Raw genomic sequence first — 20,160 nt, 5'->3', positions numbered from 1 at the left:
ATAAACGGTGGTCGTTTCTGTTGGTTCAATTTTCGGCTGGGCTAGAAGGCGACCTTGTCAGCCCCTTTAAGCCCCAAAATCGCACGCGCCTCGTCCGGTGTTGCGATTTCAAGTGACAACCCGTCCAGGATTTCGCGGATTTTGCGAACCTGTGATGCGTTGTCAGGCGCAAGTTCGCCCTTGCGCAGATAAAGATTGTCTTCAAGCCCGACCCGGACATTACCGCCCATCGCGGCCGCCATACTGGCAAGTGGCATCTGATGACGACCAGCCCCCAGAACCGAGAACTGGTATTGATCGCCAAACAGCTTGTCGGCGGTGCGTTTCAGATGGGCTAGGTTGTCGGGATCGGCCCCGATGCCGCCCAGAACGCCCAGTACAAACTGGATAAAGATCGGGCCCTTGATCAGGCCGCGGTCAACGAAATGGGCAAGGGTATAAAGATGGCCGACGTCATAGCATTCGAATTCAAACCGCGTGCCGTTGGCTTCGCCAAGGTCTGCCAGAATGGTTTCGATATCGGAAAACGTATTTTTGAAAACAAAGTCGCGGCTGCTTTCAAGAAATTCCGGTTCCCAGTCATGTTTCCATTCGCTCCGTCCCGCAAGGGCAGGGAACAGACCGAAATTCATCGTGCCCATATTCAGCGACGCCATTTCCGGTGACGCGTGGCTTGCGGCACGGATACGGTCCTTGACCGTCATGGTCATGCCGCCGCCGGTCGAAATATTGATTACCGCATCGGTTTCCGCCTTGATCTTGGGCAGGAAGTCCATGAACAGATCGGGTTCAGGGCTTGGAAAGCCTGTCTTGGGATCACGGGCATGCAGATGCAGGATCGATGCACCGGCATTGGCCGCATCAATGGCCTGCTTGGCGATTTCGTCCGGGGTGATCGGCAAATGCGGGCTCATGGACGGGGTATGAACCGATCCGGTAACCGCACAGGTAATGATAACTTTCCGGCTCATCAGAACGCTCCGGCAGTTTGAAGTTCGTCGTGAAGTTCGGCAAGGGCGGCGCGCAACGGCACCAGAATATCGTCGAACTGTTCGGGTTTGATTGTCATGGGCGGGCAGACCATTACGTGATCACCGCGATATCCGCCGCGTGTCCGGCGCCAGTAAATGATCAACCCCTTGTCATAGGCGATATCGACCAGACGGGCGGCCGCCATATGTTTGGGGTCAATCGGTTCCATTGACGTGCGATCCTTGACCAGTTCGACCGCAAGCAACAATCCCTTGCCGCGAACGTCACCGATCATGTCGAATTCATCTGACAGTTTGGAAAGTTCGGCCTTAAGGGCAGCACCACTTGTTGCCGTATTTTCAAGAAGGCCATCTTCATCAATCACATCAAGAACCGCATTCCCTGCCGCACAGGCAAGCGGATTGCCAGCATAGGTATAGCCATGGATAAATCCGCCATGATCAAGAACCGGGCCGACGATACGATCTGGCGCAATCATTGCACCAAGTGGCGCATATCCCGCGGCCAGTCCCTTGGAAACGGCAAGGATATCGGGCGTGATGCCCCAATGTTCGCAGGCAAAATATTTGCCGGTACGACCCGCACCCGTCATGACCTCGTCATAGATCAGAAGAATGCCGTATTGGTCGCAAATCTCGCGGATGCGGCCATAGTAACTATCAGGGGCAACCAGTGCCCCGGTAGCCGCACCACCCACAGGTTCCATGATGAAACCAAGAACGGTTTCCGGGCCCTGTTTGATAATCTCGGCTTCCAGCATATTGGCATATTTGATGCCGCGATCATGATCGGACAGATCATCACGATCCAGATAACAGGTCGGGGCAGAGATTTTCGGCTGATCGACCATCATCGGGGCAAAGGGCGCGTGCATTGGCGTATAGCCGGTCAGGGCAAGCGCGCCGAGTGTGGAGCCATGATAGCTTGGGAACCGTGAAATGACTTTGGTGCGCTGGGGTTCACCCTTGGCCAGGGCATATTGGCGGGCAAGCTTGATGCAGCTTTCAACTGCTTCGGAGCCACCGGACACAAAGAACACCCGTTCAAGATCGCCCGGTGCGCGTTCGGCCAGCCGCCAGGCAAGGTTTTCGGCCGCGTCATTTTCAAAATGCAGGCGATAGGCGAAACTTGCCTTTTCAAGCTGTGCATTCATCGCGGCAATCACGCGCGGGTCACTATGGCCGATATTGCTGACCATCGCACCGCTGGAAGCATCGATATAGCGTTTGCCATCGACGTCCCACATGTAAACGCCTTCGGCGCGGTCAATCAGCGGGCGGCGCGACCGGCTTTGATAAAACAGGCGGGATTCCCGGTTATGACCGACCGGATTTTTCATATCATGCGTCATTTATGGTGGCTCTCCTGAACCGGTATCAGCGATCCTTAGTCCTGATGACCGGGCAACAACACACAATTACGTGCCGCGATATGCATAAAGATATCGGCACCTTCCTTATGGGGGCGGGCATCAATCGGATTGATCACCTGCCAGTCGCGGCCATTGGCCGTAACGAAATATCGGGCCTGCTGGCCAAGATAATCGACTGTTTTGATCTTGCCGGGAATGGCAATCACGCCTTCGCCCGTATCGCTTTGATCAGACAGTTGAATTTTTTCTGCACGCACTACGGCGCGCACATCCGTGGACCCCTTGGTCTTGGCTGTCTGCTCATCCGTGGTCAAAAGTGTTTCACCACTTTGCAGATTAACGCTGGTAAAGGCCGCATTCGGGCTGCCAAGGTTTGCCGCAATAATGTTGGAATGGCCAAGGAAGTCGGCAACGAATGCAGATGCCGGATTGTTATAAACATCCTCCGGTGCGCCTTCCTGTTCGACGATGCCGTTATTCATCACCACCAGCTTGTCTGACATGGCAAGGGCCTCGGACTGGTCATGGGTGACAAAGACAGTTGCAATGCCCAGTTCGCGCTGAATGCGTTTAAGCTCGACCCGCATTTCTTCGCGCAAGTTTGCATCAAGGGCAGAAAGTGGTTCATCTAGCAACAAAACATCGGGCTCGATCACAATCGCACGCGCCAGGGCAATACGCTGTTGCTGGCCACCGGAAAGCTGGTTGGGATAACGATCTGCCACATGGGGAAGCTGAACCAGTTCAAGCGCGTCGGTAACTTTTTTGGCAATGTCGGCCTTGGCAACTTTGCGGTATTTCAGGCCAAAGGCGATATTATCGAAAATGGTCTTGTGCGGGAACAGGGCGTAGTTCTGAAACACAAGGCCAAGATTGCGCTTGTGGATTGGAAGATTATTGACCCGTTTGCCCCGGATCAACAAATCACCCTCGGTAACGTCGGTCAGACCTGCAATCATGCGCAAGGTTGTCGTCTTGCCACAGCCCGACGGGCCAAGGAAGGTGACAAAGCTGTTATCAGGTACGGTCAAATCCATGCGTTTGACCGCGGTGAATTCCCCGTAACGTTTCACGACATTTTGCAGTTCAACAGCGTTGGTTGTGTCTGCCATTGTTAGATACCCTGTCAGAATAAATGTGCCTGCGCCTTTGCGGGGGCAGATGTGTCCTGGCCGGTTGTGCAAGGGCCAGGACACAGGATCAGGTGTGCAATCAGGCCTTAATAGCCGCGCTGCACACGAGAGAAGGTCTTCGACCAGTCAGCTTCGTTTTCGTTCCAGTATGCTGGATCAAAGAAGCTAAGCGATGCAAGCGTGCCTTTCGGATCAAACGCCGGCAGGGTCGGGATGATTTTGCCAAGCTCAACCTTGTTCGGGTCAAGGGCTGGCGGGTAGCTCTGACCTTCGGCAACTGCAATCGCGACTTCGGGTTCAAGCATGAAGTTCAGAAGTTCTTCACAGGCGGCCATCGGGCTGCCGCGCAGAACAAACAGACATTCCTGCCAGCCAAGACCACCAGCCGGATCAAGATAACCGATGTCATGCCCCTGATCCTGAAGCGCCTTGATGCGGCCGGACCAGCCTTCGGTGACATAGATTTCTTCTTCGGCCAGAAGGCTCATCAATTCCGCGCCCGAACTCCAGTATTTAAGGGCCAGATCACGGTGCGAACGGATCATGTCCCAAACTGCATCGATATCCTTGATATTGTTCGGGTCCTGATCGGACTGAAGGGCGCCGTACCAGACACGGGTTTTCCATTCGCCCCAACCGCCGATCTTGCCTTTATAGGCCTCGTCGATCATCAGCTTGGCACCTTTGGCCTTGGCTTCATCGTCGCTGATATATTTGCGGTTATAGGCAATGCCCGTGGTGCCGTAATCATATGGAACAGCTGAAAGCGTGCCGCCGCTGATTTTACGCAGCGGTTCAATCAGGCTTGGAATCACGTTTTGCAGGTTCGGGATATTGGCTTCGTTCAATTCCGAAGTCAGTTCAAGGCCGTGGTAACGGGCATAGTCAAACACACCCGAAAGGTGGGCAAGGTTGAACTCGCCCGGCTGGCCTGCCTTGACGCGTGCGATATATTCATCAGCGCCGCCAAAGGTGCCGGAAATGACCTTGATGCCGGTTTTCTTGGTATAGGGCGCGAAGGCATATTTTTCAAATGCCTCGGAAACCACGCCGCCCCAACCGTCAAAGCGGACCTGTTCCGGGGTTGCTGCACGCGCCGTTTTGGCAAGCATGCCCATCGGGCCGCCGGTGACACCGGCAACAACGCCGGCCGCGCCAAGGGCGGTCAGGAATGTGCGGCGGCTGATATCGCCATCACGGTAACGATTAAGCAGGCGTTCATAGCGTTTCGTATCGTCCATTTAAGGCCTCCTGATAAAACAAGTTATTTTGTTTTCGGTTTTATTCTTGGTCGTTGGTCTTTTGGTCTTGTTGTTGGTTTTGGCGGTTGCCCGCGATATTCAAAACTTGGTCCAGGCGGGGTTTAGGCCGCCTGGGTCTTGCGGTTTGATGCGCGCAGTTTTCGCATCGCCATCACGCGTGCAATCGATGCCGCAATCAGCGGAAGGGCGATGGTAAAGATCACCATGACCGCGCCAAGCGCATTGATTTCCGGGCTGATGGAATTGCGCAGCATGGCAAAAATCTGGGTCGGGACTGTTTCCACACCACCCGGTTTCCAGAACAGGGTGCCGGTGATGTCATCAAAGGAAATCGTGAAGGAGAACAGCATCCCTGCCATCACGGCCGGCAGCATCAGCGGCAGAGTGATTTCAAAGAAAGTCTGAACCGGGGTTGCGCCGAGGCTCATGGCGGCTTCTTCAACGTCGCGGCGGATCGATACCAGGCGCGCCTGAACCACAAGCACCACAAAGGGCAGGGTAAAGACAACATGCCCCATCAGAAGCAGGCCAAAGCTTTTGGGCATTGAAAGTGCCTGAAGGAACAAAAGCAACGCGACGGCAAGAACGACTTCGGGGATCAGGATCGGCGCGACCAGAAGGGTCGAAATCGTCCGTTTTCCGGGGAAGTCATAGCGCACCATGGCAAGGGCCGCCATAGTGCCAAGCGTTGTTGATACCATGCTGGTCAGAAAGCCCAGCAACAGGGACGTTTTGAACGCCCTGACAATGGCATCATTGTGCCAAAGTGCTTCGAACCAGCGCAGTGAAAACCCTTCGATGGGAAATCCGCCAAACTGATTGGCGTTGAATGCCAGAAGGATCACCACGGCAACGGGCGCAAACAGGAACAGATAAACAAGGATCGTGGCAATTCGGATCATCGACCAGCCGGACATTGTCATATACCTCCCTTACTCGAAGCTCTTGGCGATCTGGTCGATGCCGAGATAGCGGGTGTAAATGACGACCAGCGCGCCCAGAAGGGCCAGCAGGACGAGTGAAAGTGCCGATCCAAGCGGCCAGTTCAACTGGGTTACGATGGCTTCAAATACCAGGTTGGCAAACATCGCATCACGCGGACCGCCCAGAACAATCGGGGTGATATAGGTGCCCGCCGCCAGCACAAAGCATAGCAACGAACCCGCGGCCAGACCGGGCAGGGAAAGCGGCAAGGTAACTTCGCGGAAGGCCTGAAAACCTGTGCAGCCAAGGCTTTGGGCCGCTTCGGTCAGGTTCTTGTCGATACCATCAAGGCTGACATAAACGTTCAGGATCATGAAGGGCAGCAGATAATGCACCAGACCCAGAACAACCGTGGTCTGGTTATATAACATCTGGATCGGTCCATCGATGATGCCAAGCGACAGCATCACCGTATTAAGTGCGCCCGATGTGCCCAGAATGTTGATCCAAGACATTGTACGGATGATATAGCTGATCCAAAAGGGCAGCATCAGCATCAAAAGAAGAAACGCCTTGGATTTCACCGGTGTATTGGCGACGAAATAAGCCGGGATATAACCGACCAGCGCACAGATCACCGTGGTGTAAAAGGCAATGGCAAAGGTTTGAAACAGAATATCGCGATAGAACCGGTCGCCAAGGACCTCGATCCAGTTATCAAGATAAAAGCCGACCTGATCCGCGCCGGTTGCTGTGCGCAACCAGAATGAATAGACGACGATAAACAGCATCGGGATGATCAAAAGCAGCCCGACTGTTGCCAATGATGGCGATAACAGCATCCAAGGCGCGCGACGCGTCCCGGTGATATCTGCGGCCATTTATGCCTCCCGTTATTTTGCTCCGGCGATGCCGTGCGCGGTTATTTGGCCGTTGAAATGTTTTGTGTGGCTATTCCACCTCAGACTTGCGCATAGCGCAAATAGATAAGTATAATGGATCACATAGCCAATGGCTATGGGCATGGTCAATATGCGGGGGTGGAAAACATGAAAGACCTGATGCGGCGCCAGTTTGACTGGAACCTTTTGCATACCTTTACCGTGATCGTCGAAGAACGTTCCATTACCGGGGCCGCCAACCGGCTGTTACTGCGCCAGCCAAGTGTTAGTAACGCATTGAAACGGCTTGAAGACCAGATCGGATCGCGCCTGATTGACCGTGAACGTGGCCGGTTTGAAGTCACCGAACAGGGTTTGGCGCTTTATCACGAATGTCGGGAAATCTGCGGGGCTATCGGGCGATTGTCCGATGTGATGTCAGACAGTGGCAGTCAGTTGACCGGGCATTTGCACTTGTGGCTGGCCAGTCACGTGGTGTTTCCGCCCCTTGATGACGCACTGTTTGATTTCAACCATTCCCATCCCGAAGTGACCTATGAAATCAATGTTGCGACATCCAAACACGTGATTGATCAGGTTCTTTCACAACAGGCAAGTTTTGGCATTTGTCTGGTCAAGGAACAGCATCCGCGTCTTGAATATCGCAAACTTTACCGCGAACATTTCGGCTTTTTCTGTGGACCCAGTCATCATCTGTTTGGCAAGGAAAACCTGACCCTTGCCGATTTGCGCAGCGAGGCGTTTGTATCTTTCTCCACCGACCAGCTTTCCGATGCGCTGGCCCCGGTTGCCATCTTGCGCGCGCAGGAAGGGATGCGCGGCAAGGTGGTTGCGGTCAGCCCGCATCTTGAAGAAGTCCGTCGTTTGATCAACGCGGGTTTGGGCATCGGGCCACTGCCGATCCACGTGGTGCAAAACGCTACCGAGCGCGGGCAGCTCTGGCGTTTGCCGCCCTATGACGCACCACCCGCGATTGACATCTACCTTGTCACCAACCCGCGCATGTCACTAAGCCGCGCTGAACGATTTTTCATCGATAACCTGACTGCGCGGCTGTCCCATGCACCGGATGGCTATTTTGTTTATCCCTAGGTGGATGGGACTGTTCACGTCTTCGGGACTTGCGTCTTGGCGGTGATTGCGCAAGCATGGGCCAAATTCAAATCAGCCATCAGGATTGCATATGAAACTGGTCTATTTTTCGTGGGTTAAAGACCGCATCGGCTTTGGCGAGGAAGATATTGATCTTCCTGGGCATGTGAATACGGTCGCTGACCTTCTTGCCTGGCTTCCGGGACGCGGTGCGAACTTTGCCGATGCACTTGCCGATCCGGCAATTATCCGGGTCGCGGTCGATCAGGAATATTCAACACCGGATGCCGACGTCACCAAGGCCAGTGAAATTGCCTTGTTCCCGCCGGTGACCGGGGGCTAGGAACCAATCGTCTGATGAATGGAATTGCCGCATGTGATGAAGCGGGAAATCATCAGACCATTTGACGATATCAGATTTCGCATCCCGGATGGTGGTGATCACTGTCCGGGATTTTGTTTTGGATGATTGCATTCGCATCAAAGGCGGGTGATGATCATGGCATATTGTATGCAATCATCCCGCAAAACCCGACATACAACGCCAATCAAGATGAACCGCCATGCAAGAAATCAGTCTGCTTAATTCCGTGATCGGCCCGGTTATGCGCGGCCCGTCGAGTTCGCACTGTGCAGCGCCCTATATGATGGCAAAGCTTGTGCGTGAACTGTCATGTTCGAACGGTGAAACCTTGCAAAAGGCGGTGGTGCGGTTTGATCCAAGGGGATCATTCGCGCCCTGTTACAAATCACAAAGTTCCGATGAAAACTTTGCAGCCGGTCTTTATGGCGCCAAGCTGACCGATGCGGATTATCGCGACATTCTGGGGCGTGTGGAACGCGGCGAAGGGTTTCATTTCGCAATAGAGATCACAGAACTTGATAACAACAACCATCCCAACCGGGTTGATCTTGAACTGACCCTGCAATCCCCGGACGGGGTATCGCGCACCGATCTTTATACCGGGGCGTCGGTTGGCGGCGGGATGTATTACATCGATAGCATGAATGGCGAGGCCCTGTTTCTGACCGGCAAAACCGCAACCGTGTTCGTCTGGGGTGAAGCGGCTGTCAGGGATGCCGATACGATTGCCGAAATGCTGTCTGCTGGCGGGAATATGTTGCTTGGCGTGGCGGTTGATCAGAAGCACAACCGCGTTGAAATTTCCCTTCAATCGGTGCCGACAGCGGACATTCTGGGGCAGGTGTCTAACCGCGAAGGGATATCTGATCTGCGCTTTGCCGATGCTTCGCAATATCCGGTCTGCGCGATGGATGACCTGTTTTCGACCAGTGATGCGGTGATTGCGGTTGCTGATCAGGAAGAAGGCGGATCCATTGCCGATGCGGCCCTTGCCCTTGAAGCCAAGCGTCTTGGTCTTTCGCGTGAAGCCACCCGTGAACTGTTTCGCGAACGCTGTGAATTGATGTTGCGCGTTGTCGCCGAGGGATTTGATGCCAAACCCGAAGATAACGTGATGCGGTTCCTGACACTGCGTGCGCGCAAGGTCCGTGATGCCAATCTGCCCGGCGGTCTTGGCGGGCCGGTGTTGCAGGATGCGATTGCGGGTGCGCTGTCGGCGATGGAACGTGACAGCAATCGGGGGCTGGTTTGTGCAGCACCGACCGCTGGCAGTGCCGGTGTCGTGCCCGGAACGCTGTATGGTTTGATCCGTCATGGCATTGATATCGAAGGTGCGACCGACGCCCTTCAGGTCATGGCGCTGATCGGGGCGGTGTTTGCCGCACGCGGAACCTTTGCCGCGGAATGCGGCGGCTGTTCGGTTGAAACCGGCGCATCGGCGGCAATGGCCGCGGCCGGTGTGACGCAGGCCTATGGCGGATCGGCCAAGCAGTGCTTTGACGCCGCAAGTATGTGTTTGATGAATACCCTTGGTTTGGTCTGCGATCCTGTTGGCGGGGATGTCGAAATCCCGTGCCATGCGCGCAATGTGGCCGGTGTCTCCCACGCATATTCGTCGGCGATGGCGGTTCTGGCCGGGTTTGATGCGGTTCTTGGATATGATGAACTGGTTGATCAGACCGTCAAGATCGGGGCGATGATGCATCCTGATTTGCGTTGTACGGCGCGTGGTGGCTGTGCCGCGACCAAGACCGCCTTGCGCATGGTCGAAGCCGTGACTCAGGGCGGCTAGGAATCCACCCGCCATCGTGGTCGGAAATGGCGACGCATCTGGAAAAATGTCGCGCATTTATCGTCCTGCGGACGAGGGTTTGCGCAATCCTTTATCCTCAGACTTGCCGGTTTTGGCATAATCCGCGAAATGCAGGCAAAGCATCCTGAAGCGGGCAGTTTTCCCTTGATAGCTGTTCCTGTTTGGTCAGGATAGAATGACAAGAAACAACGAAAATGAGGCTTCCTCGTGTTTACCCCGAATTTGCTGACCGCCAATGACAAGGCCGGCGCATATCCCGCATCCTATTATGCGGCGACTGCCAATGCGACGGCACCATTTGCCAAGCTTGAAGGGGATCAAACCTGCGACATTGTTGTGATCGGCGGGGGCTTTACCGGATTGTCATCGGCCCTGCATCTGGCCGAGCGCGGATTTGATGTCATCCTGCTTGAAGCCCATCGGGTTGGCTGGGGCGCTTCGGGCCGCAATGGCGGGCAGGTCGGTTCGGGCCAGCGGCGCGAACAGGACGATCTTGAAAAGATGGTTGGGCGCGAAGATGCCCGAAAGCTTTGGGATATCGCCGAACAGTCCAAGGATATCGTCAAATCCCTGATCACCAAACACGATATCAAATGTGACTGGAAACCGGGTATCTTGCATGCCGATCATCGGGCGCGCTTTGTTCCGGAAACCCATGAATATGCCCACAAGCTTCAATCCGAATATGGCTATGACCAGATCCGGACCGTGGATCGCGATGAGATGCACGAAATGCTTGGGTCCGAATTTTATCACGGCGGATCGCTTGATATGGGGGCGGGACATATCCATCCACTGAATTTCGCATTGGGGATTGCTGATGCGGCACGCGATGCAGGGGCACGCATTTTCGAAGGGGCGGTTGTGACGTCCTATGAAAATCAGGCGGGCAAGGTCATGGTCAAAACCCGCGATGGCGCAGTTGTGCGCGCCAACAAATTGATCCTTGGCTGTAATGGTTATCTTGATGCGCTTGATGATCGGGTGGCAAGGCGCGTCATGCCGATCAACAATTTCATCATCGCGACCGAGCCGCTGGGCGATGATCTTGCGCGCGAATTGATCCGCGATGATGTTGCGGTGGCGGATTCAAAGTTCGTGATTAACTATTACCGACTAAGTGCCGATAAACGCATGTTGTTTGGGGGCGGTGAGACCTATGGCTATACCTTCCCCAATGACATCAAATCGTTTGTGTCGCCCCACATGCTGGAAGTCTATCCGCAGCTTAAAGACGTCAAAATCGATTATGGCTGGGGCGGGACATTGGCAATTACGATGAACCGCATGCCGTTCTTCCGCAAGATTGACGACAACACCTTTACTGCATCGGGTTATTCCGGGCATGGCGTTGCGATGGCGACACTTGCCGGGCAGATCATGGCAGAAGCGGTTGCGGGGACCATGGAGCGGTTTGATGTGATGTCAAACATCAAAATCCCGGTTTTCCCGGGCGGAAAAGCATTCCGGTTCCCGATGCTTGTCGCGGCGATGTTGTGGTATTCGATCCGCGACAAGCTGTAATCATCACGCATGATCAGGCCGGATCAAGAATTTTGGCCTGATCTGCTTTTGGTGCGCTGTGCTTTGCAATCCCGTCATGAACGCCCGCGGCGATCAGGCGGGATTTTGTTTTAAGCCAGCTTTCGGGATTAAGGGCCAAGGTGGTCGCGTCGCTTATCGAAACGTCATATCCACGATTAAGCGCCCCCTGAATGGTTGCGTTGACACAATAATCGCCATCAAGCCCGACAATGATCAGCTTGCCGATATTATGGCGCGCCAGAACCCGGTCCAGTTCCGGTTCGTGAAAGGCATCGGCGCGTGATTTGACAATATCGTGGTCAACATCGCCATCAATCCTGTCATCAAGCGCAAGCCCGTCCGATGATGCGCCACCGCGACCTTCATTAAGCAATTTGACCAGAAGGTTGATATAAAATCCGTCAAATTTCTGACGAATGGAAATCACCGGGATGTCGGTGGCATTCGCGGTTTCAACAAGATCATTGATCGCGACAAACGCATTTTGCAGCCTGTCTGCCGGATAGGCGTTCTTTGCGGTGTCGGACGTGAAATCTTCTTGCAGATCAACGATCAAAAGGGCGGTGTTCGGGCGCAGCGCGGTTTCAATTGGCGCGCCGGTGCTGGCAGCCAGGTGGCGATGATGCCCGTAAATTGTGTAGGCAATCAGGGCAACAATCACGATCGGAATAATCAGGAGCGCAGACCACATCGTCACTTTCTCCGTGTTTCTTTGGGGTTCGCGTTCTTTGGTGCAGACGCCCGGTCTGCAAACCAGCGGTTCATGCTTTGTTGAAGCCGAAAATGTGTGTCTATCTCTTCAACGGTAAACAGGCCTTCAAGTTCCCGAAGCATATCCATTTCATGATCGCGAATGGCACGGATTTCCGCCCGTCCATTATCGGTCAGAACATGGAAATGCGCACGTACATGATCGGGATTGATTTGCTGTGTCGTCAGGCCAAGCTCGGTCGTTTCCGCCAGCATCCGGGCGACGAACTGACGTTTGAGTTCAAGGCGATCGGTTAATTGCGGGGCAGTCATGGCCCCGCCATCATGTAGAACTTCCAGAACAGCGCGCTGGCCAACAGTCACCCCGCTGTTGCCGAGTTCCTGTTCCACATAGGCGGCAATATTGCGCAACAGCGGACGGGTCAGCTGAATGGCGCGATAAAGTTTTTCGGTTGATGAGGGTTCATGTGTTTTCATGCCCGAAGCAAACAATATTCGATGATATTTGTCAACTCAGTTGACATTGTGGATTTGTGAAAGATGTCACCGCGTTCAAATGCGCAGTGATGGGGTTAGTTTGCTGTTGTCAGAAAGTGTTTCAGATCAAAAAGATGTGGTTTGGTTATCAAGCGCACTTGCACGCCTTTTGCCGGAAAGCCGCAAGGCGTTACTTCGGATCCCAGCTTGAAACCGGATCATAGCGTTCACCCTTGCCAAGGATCACGCCGTTATGGGCGGCGATGCCGATCTCGAAACTTGACGCAATGCGCAGCGCCCGTTCCATGAAATGCCGGGCGGCTGGTTCCTGGCAATATTCCGAAAGCGTCTGGGCAAACAGTTGCAGCCAGCGATCAAAGTGATGACGGGTGATTTTAAGCGGCAGGTGCTTTTGCATCGGGCGGCCATCGTAATTGCCAGTCGCAAGTGCGACCGATGACCAGAACATCACCATACGACCCAGATGATGATCCCAGTTTTCGACCTTTTCATCAAAGACCGGACCCAGCATGGCATCATCACGCACCTTGGCATAAAAGCCGTGAACGATGTTTTTGATCATGTCTTCGTCAATCCCGGTATCTTCCTTGATACGGCGGGTGGCGATTTCACGGCGTTCCTTGATTTCGGCAAGGGTCGGTTGGTCTGACATCTGAATGCGGGCTCGTTCCGGGTTGCGATGTGATCACGGCAATAGCCCGAAAGCATATCACCGCGACATGACATAGGTCAGTTTGATCCATTACGCAAATCTGTCGCGCAATCCGTAATAGCGATAGGCAAGGCTGCGCCCAATTCGGCGGAACCGCGACAGCGGGAAGCGGTCGGGCGGAGTACCAAGAATGGTCCCGATATCGGACGGTTTCCCGGTGCCAAGGATTTGTTTGCCCAGCATCTGCCCGGCCAGACTGCCAAGGGCAACGCCATTGCCATGCCAGCCAAGCCCGGTCCAGACGTCACGATGACCGGGGACACGGCCGATATAGGGTCGGAAGGATTGTGACAGGCAGGCAAGCCCGTTCCAGTGATGGGTGATTTCAACATCTCTCCATGCAGGGAATATGCGGTTGAAATGATGCAACAGATCCCTTTTGCCAGCATCAAAGGCCGATTGTGTCGCGGTGATGCCGCCACGGCCACCAAACATGAAACGGTTATCGGGCAGCTTGCGGAAATAGTGCAAAAGGATGCGGCTGTCATAGGCCATCAGATCACTGGTCCAGCCCTGTTCGGCCAATTCATCATCTGAAAGCGGGCGGGTGACCAGAATGCCGGAAAAGACCGGCATCAATCGGCCGCCAATCCAGTCCGGGAGGTTTTCCGCGCTGTAGCCGTTGGTCGCGATGACAACCTTTTGTGCCGAAATCCGGGTATTCGCGGATCGAAGTTCATAACCTTTGCCGGTGTCTTTCAGGTCTTCGATCATGGCCTGTTCAAATATCCGAACACCCTTGGCAAGGCATTGCTGATGCAGACCGGCAAGATATTTAAGCGGATGCAATCCGAAGCCGATCTTAACATGTAAACCGCCATAGGTGTCGGCCGCGACAAGGCCGCGTTCATGTAATTGTTCGCGGGTCAGGAATTGGCAGTCAATATCGGAAAAATGGGCGTGCTGTGCATCTTCTTCATGAAGTTCGGCGATCCGGTTTGGCTTGTGCGCCAGAACAACTTCGCCATCGGAATGGCGATCGGCATCAATGCCCCAGTTATCAAGACGCGATGCAACCAGATCGATGGATTGACGTTGAAGGCGGGCATAGTGGCGCGTTTCATCCTCGCCAAAGCGCAGGCCCAATTCGGCATAACTCAGCGGGCTGCCCCCGATGCAGCAAAAACCGCCATTACGGCCCGATGCGCCCCAGCCGCTGCGGCCAGCATCGAAAACCGCAACCTCGACCCCGTTTTCGGCAAGCTCCAGCGCGGTCGAAAGCCCGGTATAGCCACCGCCAATAATCGCGACACCGGTCTTAAATGTGCCTTCGGCAGAAAGCATTTCGCATTCGGGCAAAGGGCCGGCACTTGCCGCCCAATAGCTGTCGGGCATGGTTTGGGTCTGATAGGCAAGCGGTTGATAAAGACGTTTGAGCATGTCGTACTCTGCTAGGGAATAGGGGCGGAATAGGGCTTGGAACGGGGTAGAGGTTTGGGCAAGGCAAGCGGGCATAAACAAAAAAAACACCCGGCGATCATGATACCGCCGGGTGTTTGTGTCATTTACTCAATTCAGATCAAACCGGTTTTTACATTTTGCCGATTTTCTTTGCCGTCTCGTCAAAGGCGGCAAGAGCGCGTTTGACCAGCTCGTCAATTTCTTCCTTGGTGATGCAAAGCGGCGGCGAAAGAACCATACGGTCGCCACAAGCGCGCATGATCACACCATTGGCCACACAGGCATCACGGCAGATCGTGCCGACAGTACCGGGCTTGTCAAAGCCTTTGCGGGTTTTCTTGTCATCGACCAGCGGCATACCGGCAATCAGACCAACGGTTTCAACCGCACCGACCAGCGGATGGTCTGCAAGGGCCTTAAGGGCATTTGCGAAATAGGGGCCGATATCGTTCTTGACGCGCTCAACCATTTTTTCTTCGCGCAGGATGCGGATGTTTTCAAGTGCCACGGCTGCACATGCCGGATGACCGGAATAGGTGAAGCCATGGGTGAATTCGCCGCATTCATTGATCAGAACATCAGCAACCCGTTCACCAACCATGACGGCCGAAATCGGAAGGTAACCCGACGACATGCCCTTTGCCATCGGCATAAGGTCCGGCTTGATGCCAAAGGTGTCAGAACCGAACCATGCGCCGGTACGGCCAAAGCCGCAAATAACTTCATCGGCAATCAGAAGGATGTCGTATTTATCACAGATACGCTGAATTTCCGGCCAATAGGTCGACGGCGGAATGATCACGCCACCCGCACCCTGGATCGGTTCGCCGATGAACGCACCAACCCGATCAGCACCCAGTTCCTCGATCTTTTCTTCGAGCTTGCGGGCCGCAATCAGACCGAATTCCTCGGGGGTGTGATCGCCGCCTTCGCCATACCAGTATGGCTGATCGATATGGGCAATATCGGGCAGCATCGGGCCGCCCTGTGCGTGCATGCCCGACATTCCGCCAAGCGATGCACCTGCAACGGTGGAGCCGTGATAGGCGTTCTTGCGGCTGATGATATAGCTGCGTTCCGGCTGACCTTTGAGTTTCCAGTACTGGCGCACCATGCGAACGACCGTGTCATTCGCTTCCGAGCCGGAATTGGCATAAAACACGTGGTTCAGACCATCGGGCGTGATTTCGGCAAGAACTTTGGAAAGCTCGATCGCCGGGGTGTTCGCACACTGGAAAAAGTTGTTGTAATAGGGCAGTTCAAGCATCTGCTTATAGGCGACTTCGGCCAGTTCCTTGCGGCCATAGCCGACATTGACGCACCACAGGCCGGCCATACCATCAAGATATCGTTTGCCGTTGGAATCTTCGATAAAGACACCTTCGGCGCGGGTAATAACCCGGGTGCCACGATTATTCAGATCCGCCGTATCGGTGAACGGATGAATGTGGTGTGCCTGGTCAATGTCCTGCCAATAGGCGGTTTTGTCGAAATTATTCATAACGTCTCCTGACAGCGATGCTGTTCCGATTTTGTGCGATATGTTGAACATCTGAATTGAGTGTTCGTTTTTTTGAACACCTTTGCAAGAGGATTTTTCGACAAATTTTTTGCGCCATCCAAGGTCAGTTTTGGCTAAATGCGGTCAATGTGATGGCAAGACAGGCAAATGCATGTTCCCGGCAGGCGTTTTATTTTGCACTGCATGATTTGCACGATATATCGAACGAAGGGGCTTGACCGGGGCATTTCGGCGCGGCACCATGGGGAACAGGCAAAATCGCTTTAATAAAAGGCCTTTTCTGGGAGTATAAGACGATGAACAAGTCGTTCGTCGAAGACAGTAGGGCGGAAGCCCAACGATTCTTTGAAGAAAATCCGGAAGTTGAACTTGTTGAGTTGCTCATTCCCGATGTCAATGGTGTGTTTCGCGGCAAGCGAATCAGCAAACAAAAGTTTCTTAAAAGTTTTACCGAAGGTGTGACACTGCCGGGGTCCATGTGCCTGGTGGATATCACGGGGGATACCCCCGAAGGTACGGGCCTTCTTTGGTCGAGCGGTGACCAGGACAATCTGGCAAAACCGATCCCGGGAACCCTTTGCCTTGTCCCGTATGGGGAACTGCCCCTCGCGCAGGTGATGATGAGCCTGCATAACCTTGACGGTACAAAATTCTTTGCTGATCCGCGCAATGTGTTGCAGGGCGTTGTTGATCGCATGGCGGCAGATGGTCTTTATCCGACCGTTGCGCTTGAACTTGAATTCTATCTTGCCGATCAGAATGAAAAGACCGCCGAACCGCTTCCGCCGCAGCCGCTTGGTGGCGGGATTGCCTCGGACGGGGTGCAAGTTTACGGCCTTCAGCAGATCGAGGACTTTGAAAAAGTTCTCCATGATGCGGTTGCCGAACTGAACCGTCAGGGCATTCCGGCCGATACCATCGTTGCCGAAGCTGGCCCAGGTCAGTTTGAAATCAACCTTGGTCATGTGACCGACCCGATGCTGGCCGCAGATCACGCCATGCAGCTTAAACGCGTGGTCAAGGGGATTGCCTGGGATCACGGGGTTACTGCGACCTTTATGGCGAAACCCTATTCCGATCAGGCAGGCAACGGGCTTCATGTTCATGTGTCGCTGCGCGACAAGGATGACAACAACGTCCTGTCACCGGTCGGGGACGAAGAGGTATCGGATAATCTGCGCTTTGCGATTGGCGGTCTTCAGGAAGCTATGTTTGAAAGCATGGCGATCTTTGCGCCGAACCCGAACTCTTTCCGCCGGTTCCAGAACAAGGCCTATGCGCCGATGTCGCCGAACTGGGGTTTGAACAACCGTACTGTGGCCCTTCGTATCCCCGCAGGCAGCCCAAAGGCCGCGCGTGTTGAACATCGTGTATCCGGTGCCGATGCCAACCCGTATCTGGTTCTGGCATGTGTTCTGGCCGGGATGCATCACGGTCTCAAAAACAAACTTGATCCGGGCGAGCCGACAGTTGGCAACGGCTATGAACAGCATGGCGGACGAATTGTTCCGCGCAGCATGATTTCGGCACTCGACCGCTTTGTTGATGGCAATATCGTCAAAGAGTATCTCGGCGAACGTTTTGTCGAGGTTTTCGATATCTGCCGCCGTGCAGAATATGATGAATTCTTTGCCGAAGTGACCCAGCTTGAATATCGCTGGTACCTTGACGCGGTCTGACCATACATAAAAAAACGATCGATAGGGAAACGACGGGAATGTCACAAAAGGTAGGGGATCGGTTGAAGGCCGTGCGCAGCATGTATGGGCTGTCGCAACGTGAACTGGCGCGTCGCGCCGGTGTCACCAACAGCACGATTTCAACCATCGAACAAAACCGGGTCAGCCCGTCTGTCGACAGTCTTGCCAAAGTGCTGGCAGGCATCCCGATGAGCCTGATTGATTTCTTCACCATTGATCTCGACAATGGTGAAGAAATTTTCTTTAAAAAAGAAGACCTTGTCGAACTTTCCGACGGGACAATGTCCATGCGTCTTGTCGGTGCATCGCGCAAGGATCGCAAATTGCGCGTGCTGCATGAAACTTATCCTGCGGGCGGGGATACCGGCGACAACCTGATTGTCCAGAAGGGCGAGGAAGCCGGTGTCGTTGTCCGTGGCAAACTTGAAGTGACGGTGGGCGAACGGGTCAAGGTTCTTGGCCCCGGTGATGCCTATTACTTCAATGCCGAAATTCCGCATCGTTTCCGCAATGTCGGGGACGGGGAATGCGAAATTGTCAGTGCGGCCACACCGCCGTCATATTGATCACATGATCATGCGGGCAAAATGCCCGACCAGATTACCAAAATTGAACAAGGCCCCATAAGCGCCATCCGTCAGGAGATTTCCGATGACCAATCCGTTGAATTTTGAACAACTGACTGCACAGGCCGCCGCCCTTGATATCCGCAACAAGGCGTTCATCAACGGTGCCTATGTCGATGCGGCATCGGGCAAGACGTTTGATTGCATCAGCCCGCGTGACGGTTCGGTTCTGACCAAGGTTGCCGAATGCGATGTCGAGGACGTCAATCGTGCGGTGGCATCGGCGCGTGCAGTCTTTGAAAAAGGTAGCTGGTCCGAAGCCGCACCTGCCAAGCGCAAGGCGATCCTGCTTCATTTCGCCGACCTTCTGGAAAAGAACGCGGCCGAGCTTGCCTTGCTTGAAAGCCTTGATATGGGCAAGCCGATCACGCTTGCCGCGCGCGATGACATTCCGTTGTCCTACAAATGCATCCGCTGGTATGCCGAGGCGATTGACAAGATTTATGACGAAATCTCGCCGTCCGGCACCAATGAAATTGGCATGATCACGCGTGAACCGCTTGGTGTGATTGCCGCCGTGGTGCCCTGGAACTTCCCGCTGATGATGGCGGTCTGGAAGCTTGGCCCGGCCTTGGCAATGGGCAACTCCATCATTCTGAAACCGGCTGAACAATCGCCGCTGACTGCCCTTCGTGTGGCGGAAATCGCGGTTGAGGCCGGCATTCCCGAAGGTGTTCTGAACGTTGTTCCGGGATTTGGTCCGACGGCGGGCAAGGCGCTTGGCCTTCATGAAGATGTCGATTGCGTGACCTTCACCGGGTCGGGTGAAGTCGGCAAGCTGTTCTTGCAATATTCCGGTCAGTCGAACATGAAGCGCGTCTGGCTTGAATGTGGTGGCAAAAGCCCGAACATCGTTCTGGCCGATTGCCCGGATATGGATGCGGCGGCATCGGCCGCAGCCGGCGGCATTTTCTATAATCAGGGCGAGGTTTGCACAGCCGGTTCGCGCCTGATTGTTGAAGAAAGCATCAAGGACGAATTCATCGAAAAGGTCATTGCCGCAGGTGCCAAAATGCAGCCGGGCGATCCGCTTGATCCGAAAAGCCAGATGGGCGCGATTGTTGATGAAAGCCAGATGAACCGCGTTCTGGGCTATATCGAAAAAGGTTCTGCCGAAGGCGGCGTTTTGCGTACTGGTGGCAAACGTGCGCGTACCGAGTCTGGTGGGTATTATGTCGAACCGACCGTGTTTGACGGCATCAAAAACGACATGACAATTGCCAAGGAAGAAATCTTTGGCCCGGTTCTGTCGGTTATTTCGGTCAAGGATTGGAAAGAGGCTGTTCAGACCGCAAATGATACGCCATATGGTCTGGCAGCAGCAGTCTGGACGCGCGACATCAACAAGGCCCACATGACCGCAAAGAAACTGCGTTCCGGTCTTGTCTGGGTCAATTGCTGGGACGGTGGATCAATCACCATGCCGTTTGGTGGTTACAAACAGTCCGGCACCGGTCGCGACCGTTCTCTGCATGCGCTGGATAAATATTGTGAAATCAAGTCGACCTGGATTGCACTGGGCGACGCGTAAGTTCCCCGTCGACCCCTGAAGGGCAGGCGGTCCGGGGCACTATACCGGGAAGTGAGAAG

Annotated in this window: 18 protein-coding genes; 7 read left to right on the top strand and 11 right to left on the bottom strand. The window is 54.3% G+C overall.

Annotated features, from left to right (window positions below; genetic code table 11):
- Positions 1-41: 41 nt before the first annotated feature.
- From kce to TH19_RS15940, 6 genes are all read right to left on the bottom strand, one after another.
- The gene (kce, locus tag TH19_RS15965) at positions 42-971 is read right to left on the bottom strand and encodes a 3,5-dioxohexanoate:acetyl-CoA acetone transferase (RefSeq protein ID WP_114103358.1); all 930 of its coding nucleotides are present in this window, start codon (positions 969-971) and stop codon (positions 42-44) included.
- Positions 971-2,344 carry an aminotransferase family protein gene (locus TH19_RS15960; protein WP_114103357.1) on the bottom strand — a complete coding sequence of 458 codons (1,374 nt, stop codon included), beginning with the start codon at positions 2,342-2,344 and terminating at the stop codon, positions 971-973. Before TH19_RS15960 ends, kce begins: the two co-directional genes overlap by 1 nt.
- Positions 2,345-2,379: 35 nt before the next feature.
- Positions 2,380-3,477, bottom strand: a complete 1,098-nt coding sequence (locus tag TH19_RS15955) for an ABC transporter ATP-binding protein (RefSeq protein ID WP_114103356.1) — start codon at positions 3,475-3,477, stop codon at positions 2,380-2,382.
- Positions 3,478-3,584: 107 nt separating this feature from the next.
- The gene (locus TH19_RS15950) at positions 3,585-4,739 is read right to left on the bottom strand and encodes an ABC transporter substrate-binding protein (RefSeq protein ID WP_114103355.1); all 1,155 of its coding nucleotides are present in this window, start codon (positions 4,737-4,739) and stop codon (positions 3,585-3,587) included.
- Positions 4,740-4,861: 122 nt separating this feature from the next.
- A complete protein-coding gene (locus tag TH19_RS15945) occupies positions 4,862-5,677 on the bottom strand; it encodes an ABC transporter permease (RefSeq protein WP_114103354.1) in 816 nt (271 codons plus the stop codon).
- 15 nt (positions 5,678-5,692) lie between these two features.
- Positions 5,693-6,565, bottom strand: coding sequence for an ABC transporter permease (locus tag TH19_RS15940; RefSeq protein WP_114103353.1), 873 nt, complete (start codon positions 6,563-6,565; stop codon positions 5,693-5,695).
- A 114-nt stretch (positions 6,566-6,679) separates the two neighbouring features.
- Between TH19_RS15940 and TH19_RS15935 the strand changes: the two genes are divergently transcribed.
- From TH19_RS15935 to TH19_RS15920, 4 genes are all read left to right on the top strand, one after another.
- Complete coding sequence (locus TH19_RS15935; RefSeq protein ID WP_258547990.1) at positions 6,680-7,678, top strand: LysR family transcriptional regulator; 999 nt, start codon at positions 6,680-6,682, stop codon at positions 7,676-7,678.
- Between the two features lie 91 nt (positions 7,679-7,769).
- Positions 7,770-8,021 carry a molybdopterin converting factor subunit 1 gene (gene moaD, locus TH19_RS15930; RefSeq protein WP_114103352.1) on the top strand — a complete coding sequence of 84 codons (252 nt, stop codon included), beginning with the start codon at positions 7,770-7,772 and terminating at the stop codon, positions 8,019-8,021.
- A gap of 220 nt (positions 8,022-8,241) precedes the next feature.
- Positions 8,242-9,834, top strand: coding sequence for an L-serine ammonia-lyase, iron-sulfur-dependent, subunit alpha (locus tag TH19_RS15925; protein WP_114103351.1), 1,593 nt, complete (start codon positions 8,242-8,244; stop codon positions 9,832-9,834).
- 228 nt (positions 9,835-10,062) lie between these two features.
- Positions 10,063-11,379, top strand: a complete 1,317-nt coding sequence (locus TH19_RS15920) for an NAD(P)/FAD-dependent oxidoreductase (protein WP_114103350.1) — start codon at positions 10,063-10,065, stop codon at positions 11,377-11,379.
- A 13-nt stretch (positions 11,380-11,392) separates the two neighbouring features.
- Here the strand turns inward: TH19_RS15920 and TH19_RS15915 are convergent, their stop codons facing one another.
- The 5 genes from TH19_RS15915 to TH19_RS15895 form a co-directional block, all read right to left on the bottom strand.
- Positions 11,393-12,091, bottom strand: coding sequence for a cysteine hydrolase family protein (locus TH19_RS15915; protein WP_114103349.1), 699 nt, complete (start codon positions 12,089-12,091; stop codon positions 11,393-11,395).
- A 2-nt stretch (positions 12,092-12,093) separates the two neighbouring features.
- Positions 12,094-12,588 carry a MarR family winged helix-turn-helix transcriptional regulator gene (locus TH19_RS15910; protein ID WP_114103348.1) on the bottom strand — a complete coding sequence of 165 codons (495 nt, stop codon included), beginning with the start codon at positions 12,586-12,588 and terminating at the stop codon, positions 12,094-12,096.
- A 190-nt stretch (positions 12,589-12,778) separates the two neighbouring features.
- Positions 12,779-13,261 carry a group III truncated hemoglobin gene (locus TH19_RS15905; RefSeq protein WP_114103347.1) on the bottom strand — a complete coding sequence of 161 codons (483 nt, stop codon included), beginning with the start codon at positions 13,259-13,261 and terminating at the stop codon, positions 12,779-12,781.
- 90 nt (positions 13,262-13,351) lie between these two features.
- Complete coding sequence (locus TH19_RS15900) at positions 13,352-14,701, bottom strand: NAD(P)/FAD-dependent oxidoreductase (RefSeq protein ID WP_114103346.1); 1,350 nt, start codon at positions 14,699-14,701, stop codon at positions 13,352-13,354.
- 151 nt (positions 14,702-14,852) lie between these two features.
- Positions 14,853-16,223: an aspartate aminotransferase family protein gene (locus tag TH19_RS15895; RefSeq protein ID WP_114103345.1), complete on the bottom strand. Its 1,371-nt coding sequence runs from the start codon at positions 16,221-16,223 to the stop codon at positions 14,853-14,855.
- Positions 16,224-16,540: 317 nt separating this feature from the next.
- Here TH19_RS15895 and TH19_RS15890 point away from each other — a divergent pair, with 317 nt between their 5' ends.
- From TH19_RS15890 to TH19_RS15880, 3 genes are all read left to right on the top strand, one after another.
- Positions 16,541-17,923 (top strand): glutamine synthetase family protein, encoded by a 1,383-nt coding sequence (locus TH19_RS15890; protein WP_114103344.1) that lies wholly within the window; start codon positions 16,541-16,543, stop codon positions 17,921-17,923.
- Positions 17,924-17,961: 38 nt separating this feature from the next.
- A complete protein-coding gene (locus TH19_RS15885; RefSeq protein ID WP_114103343.1) occupies positions 17,962-18,510 on the top strand; it encodes a cupin domain-containing protein in 549 nt (182 codons plus the stop codon).
- A gap of 85 nt (positions 18,511-18,595) precedes the next feature.
- The gene (locus TH19_RS15880; RefSeq protein WP_114103342.1) at positions 18,596-20,101 is read left to right on the top strand and encodes an aldehyde dehydrogenase; all 1,506 of its coding nucleotides are present in this window, start codon (positions 18,596-18,598) and stop codon (positions 20,099-20,101) included.
- Positions 20,102-20,160 lie beyond the last annotated feature (59 nt).

Source organism: Thalassospira profundimaris (genome assembly GCF_003326675.1).
In the GTDB taxonomy this organism is placed as follows: Bacteria; Pseudomonadota; Alphaproteobacteria; order Rhodospirillales; family Thalassospiraceae; genus Thalassospira; species Thalassospira aquimaris.
This window is presented reverse-complemented; position numbering and strand designations above follow the sequence as displayed.

Coding starts and splice junctions, on each gene's coding strand:
- TH19_RS15935 (WP_258547990.1), top strand. CDS start 6,680: ATGGATCACATAGCCAATGGCTATGGGCATGGTCAATATGCGGGGGTG.
- TH19_RS15915 (WP_114103349.1), bottom strand. CDS start 12,091: ATGTGGTCTGCGCTCCTGATTATTCCGATCGTGATTGTTGCCCTGATT.
- moaD (WP_114103352.1), top strand. CDS start 7,770: ATGAAACTGGTCTATTTTTCGTGGGTTAAAGACCGCATCGGCTTTGGC.
- TH19_RS15900 (WP_114103346.1), bottom strand. CDS start 14,701: ATGCTCAAACGTCTTTATCAACCGCTTGCCTATCAGACCCAAACCATG.
- TH19_RS15895 (WP_114103345.1), bottom strand. CDS start 16,223: ATGAATAATTTCGACAAAACCGCCTATTGGCAGGACATTGACCAGGCA.
- TH19_RS15940 (WP_114103353.1), bottom strand. CDS start 6,565: ATGGCCGCAGATATCACCGGGACGCGTCGCGCGCCTTGGATGCTGTTA.
- TH19_RS15905 (WP_114103347.1), bottom strand. CDS start 13,261: ATGTCAGACCAACCGACCCTTGCCGAAATCAAGGAACGCCGTGAAATC.
- TH19_RS15880 (WP_114103342.1), top strand. CDS start 18,596: ATGACCAATCCGTTGAATTTTGAACAACTGACTGCACAGGCCGCCGCC.
- kce (WP_114103358.1), bottom strand. CDS start 971: ATGAGCCGGAAAGTTATCATTACCTGTGCGGTTACCGGATCGGTTCAT.
- TH19_RS15890 (WP_114103344.1), top strand. CDS start 16,541: ATGAACAAGTCGTTCGTCGAAGACAGTAGGGCGGAAGCCCAACGATTC.
- TH19_RS15885 (WP_114103343.1), top strand. CDS start 17,962: ATGTCACAAAAGGTAGGGGATCGGTTGAAGGCCGTGCGCAGCATGTAT.
- TH19_RS15925 (WP_114103351.1), top strand. CDS start 8,242: ATGCAAGAAATCAGTCTGCTTAATTCCGTGATCGGCCCGGTTATGCGC.
- TH19_RS15950 (WP_114103355.1), bottom strand. CDS start 4,739: ATGGACGATACGAAACGCTATGAACGCCTGCTTAATCGTTACCGTGAT.
- TH19_RS15945 (WP_114103354.1), bottom strand. CDS start 5,677: ATGTCCGGCTGGTCGATGATCCGAATTGCCACGATCCTTGTTTATCTG.
- TH19_RS15955 (WP_114103356.1), bottom strand. CDS start 3,477: ATGGCAGACACAACCAACGCTGTTGAACTGCAAAATGTCGTGAAACGT.
- TH19_RS15910 (WP_114103348.1), bottom strand. CDS start 12,588: ATGAAAACACATGAACCCTCATCAACCGAAAAACTTTATCGCGCCATT.
- TH19_RS15960 (WP_114103357.1), bottom strand. CDS start 2,344: ATGACGCATGATATGAAAAATCCGGTCGGTCATAACCGGGAATCCCGC.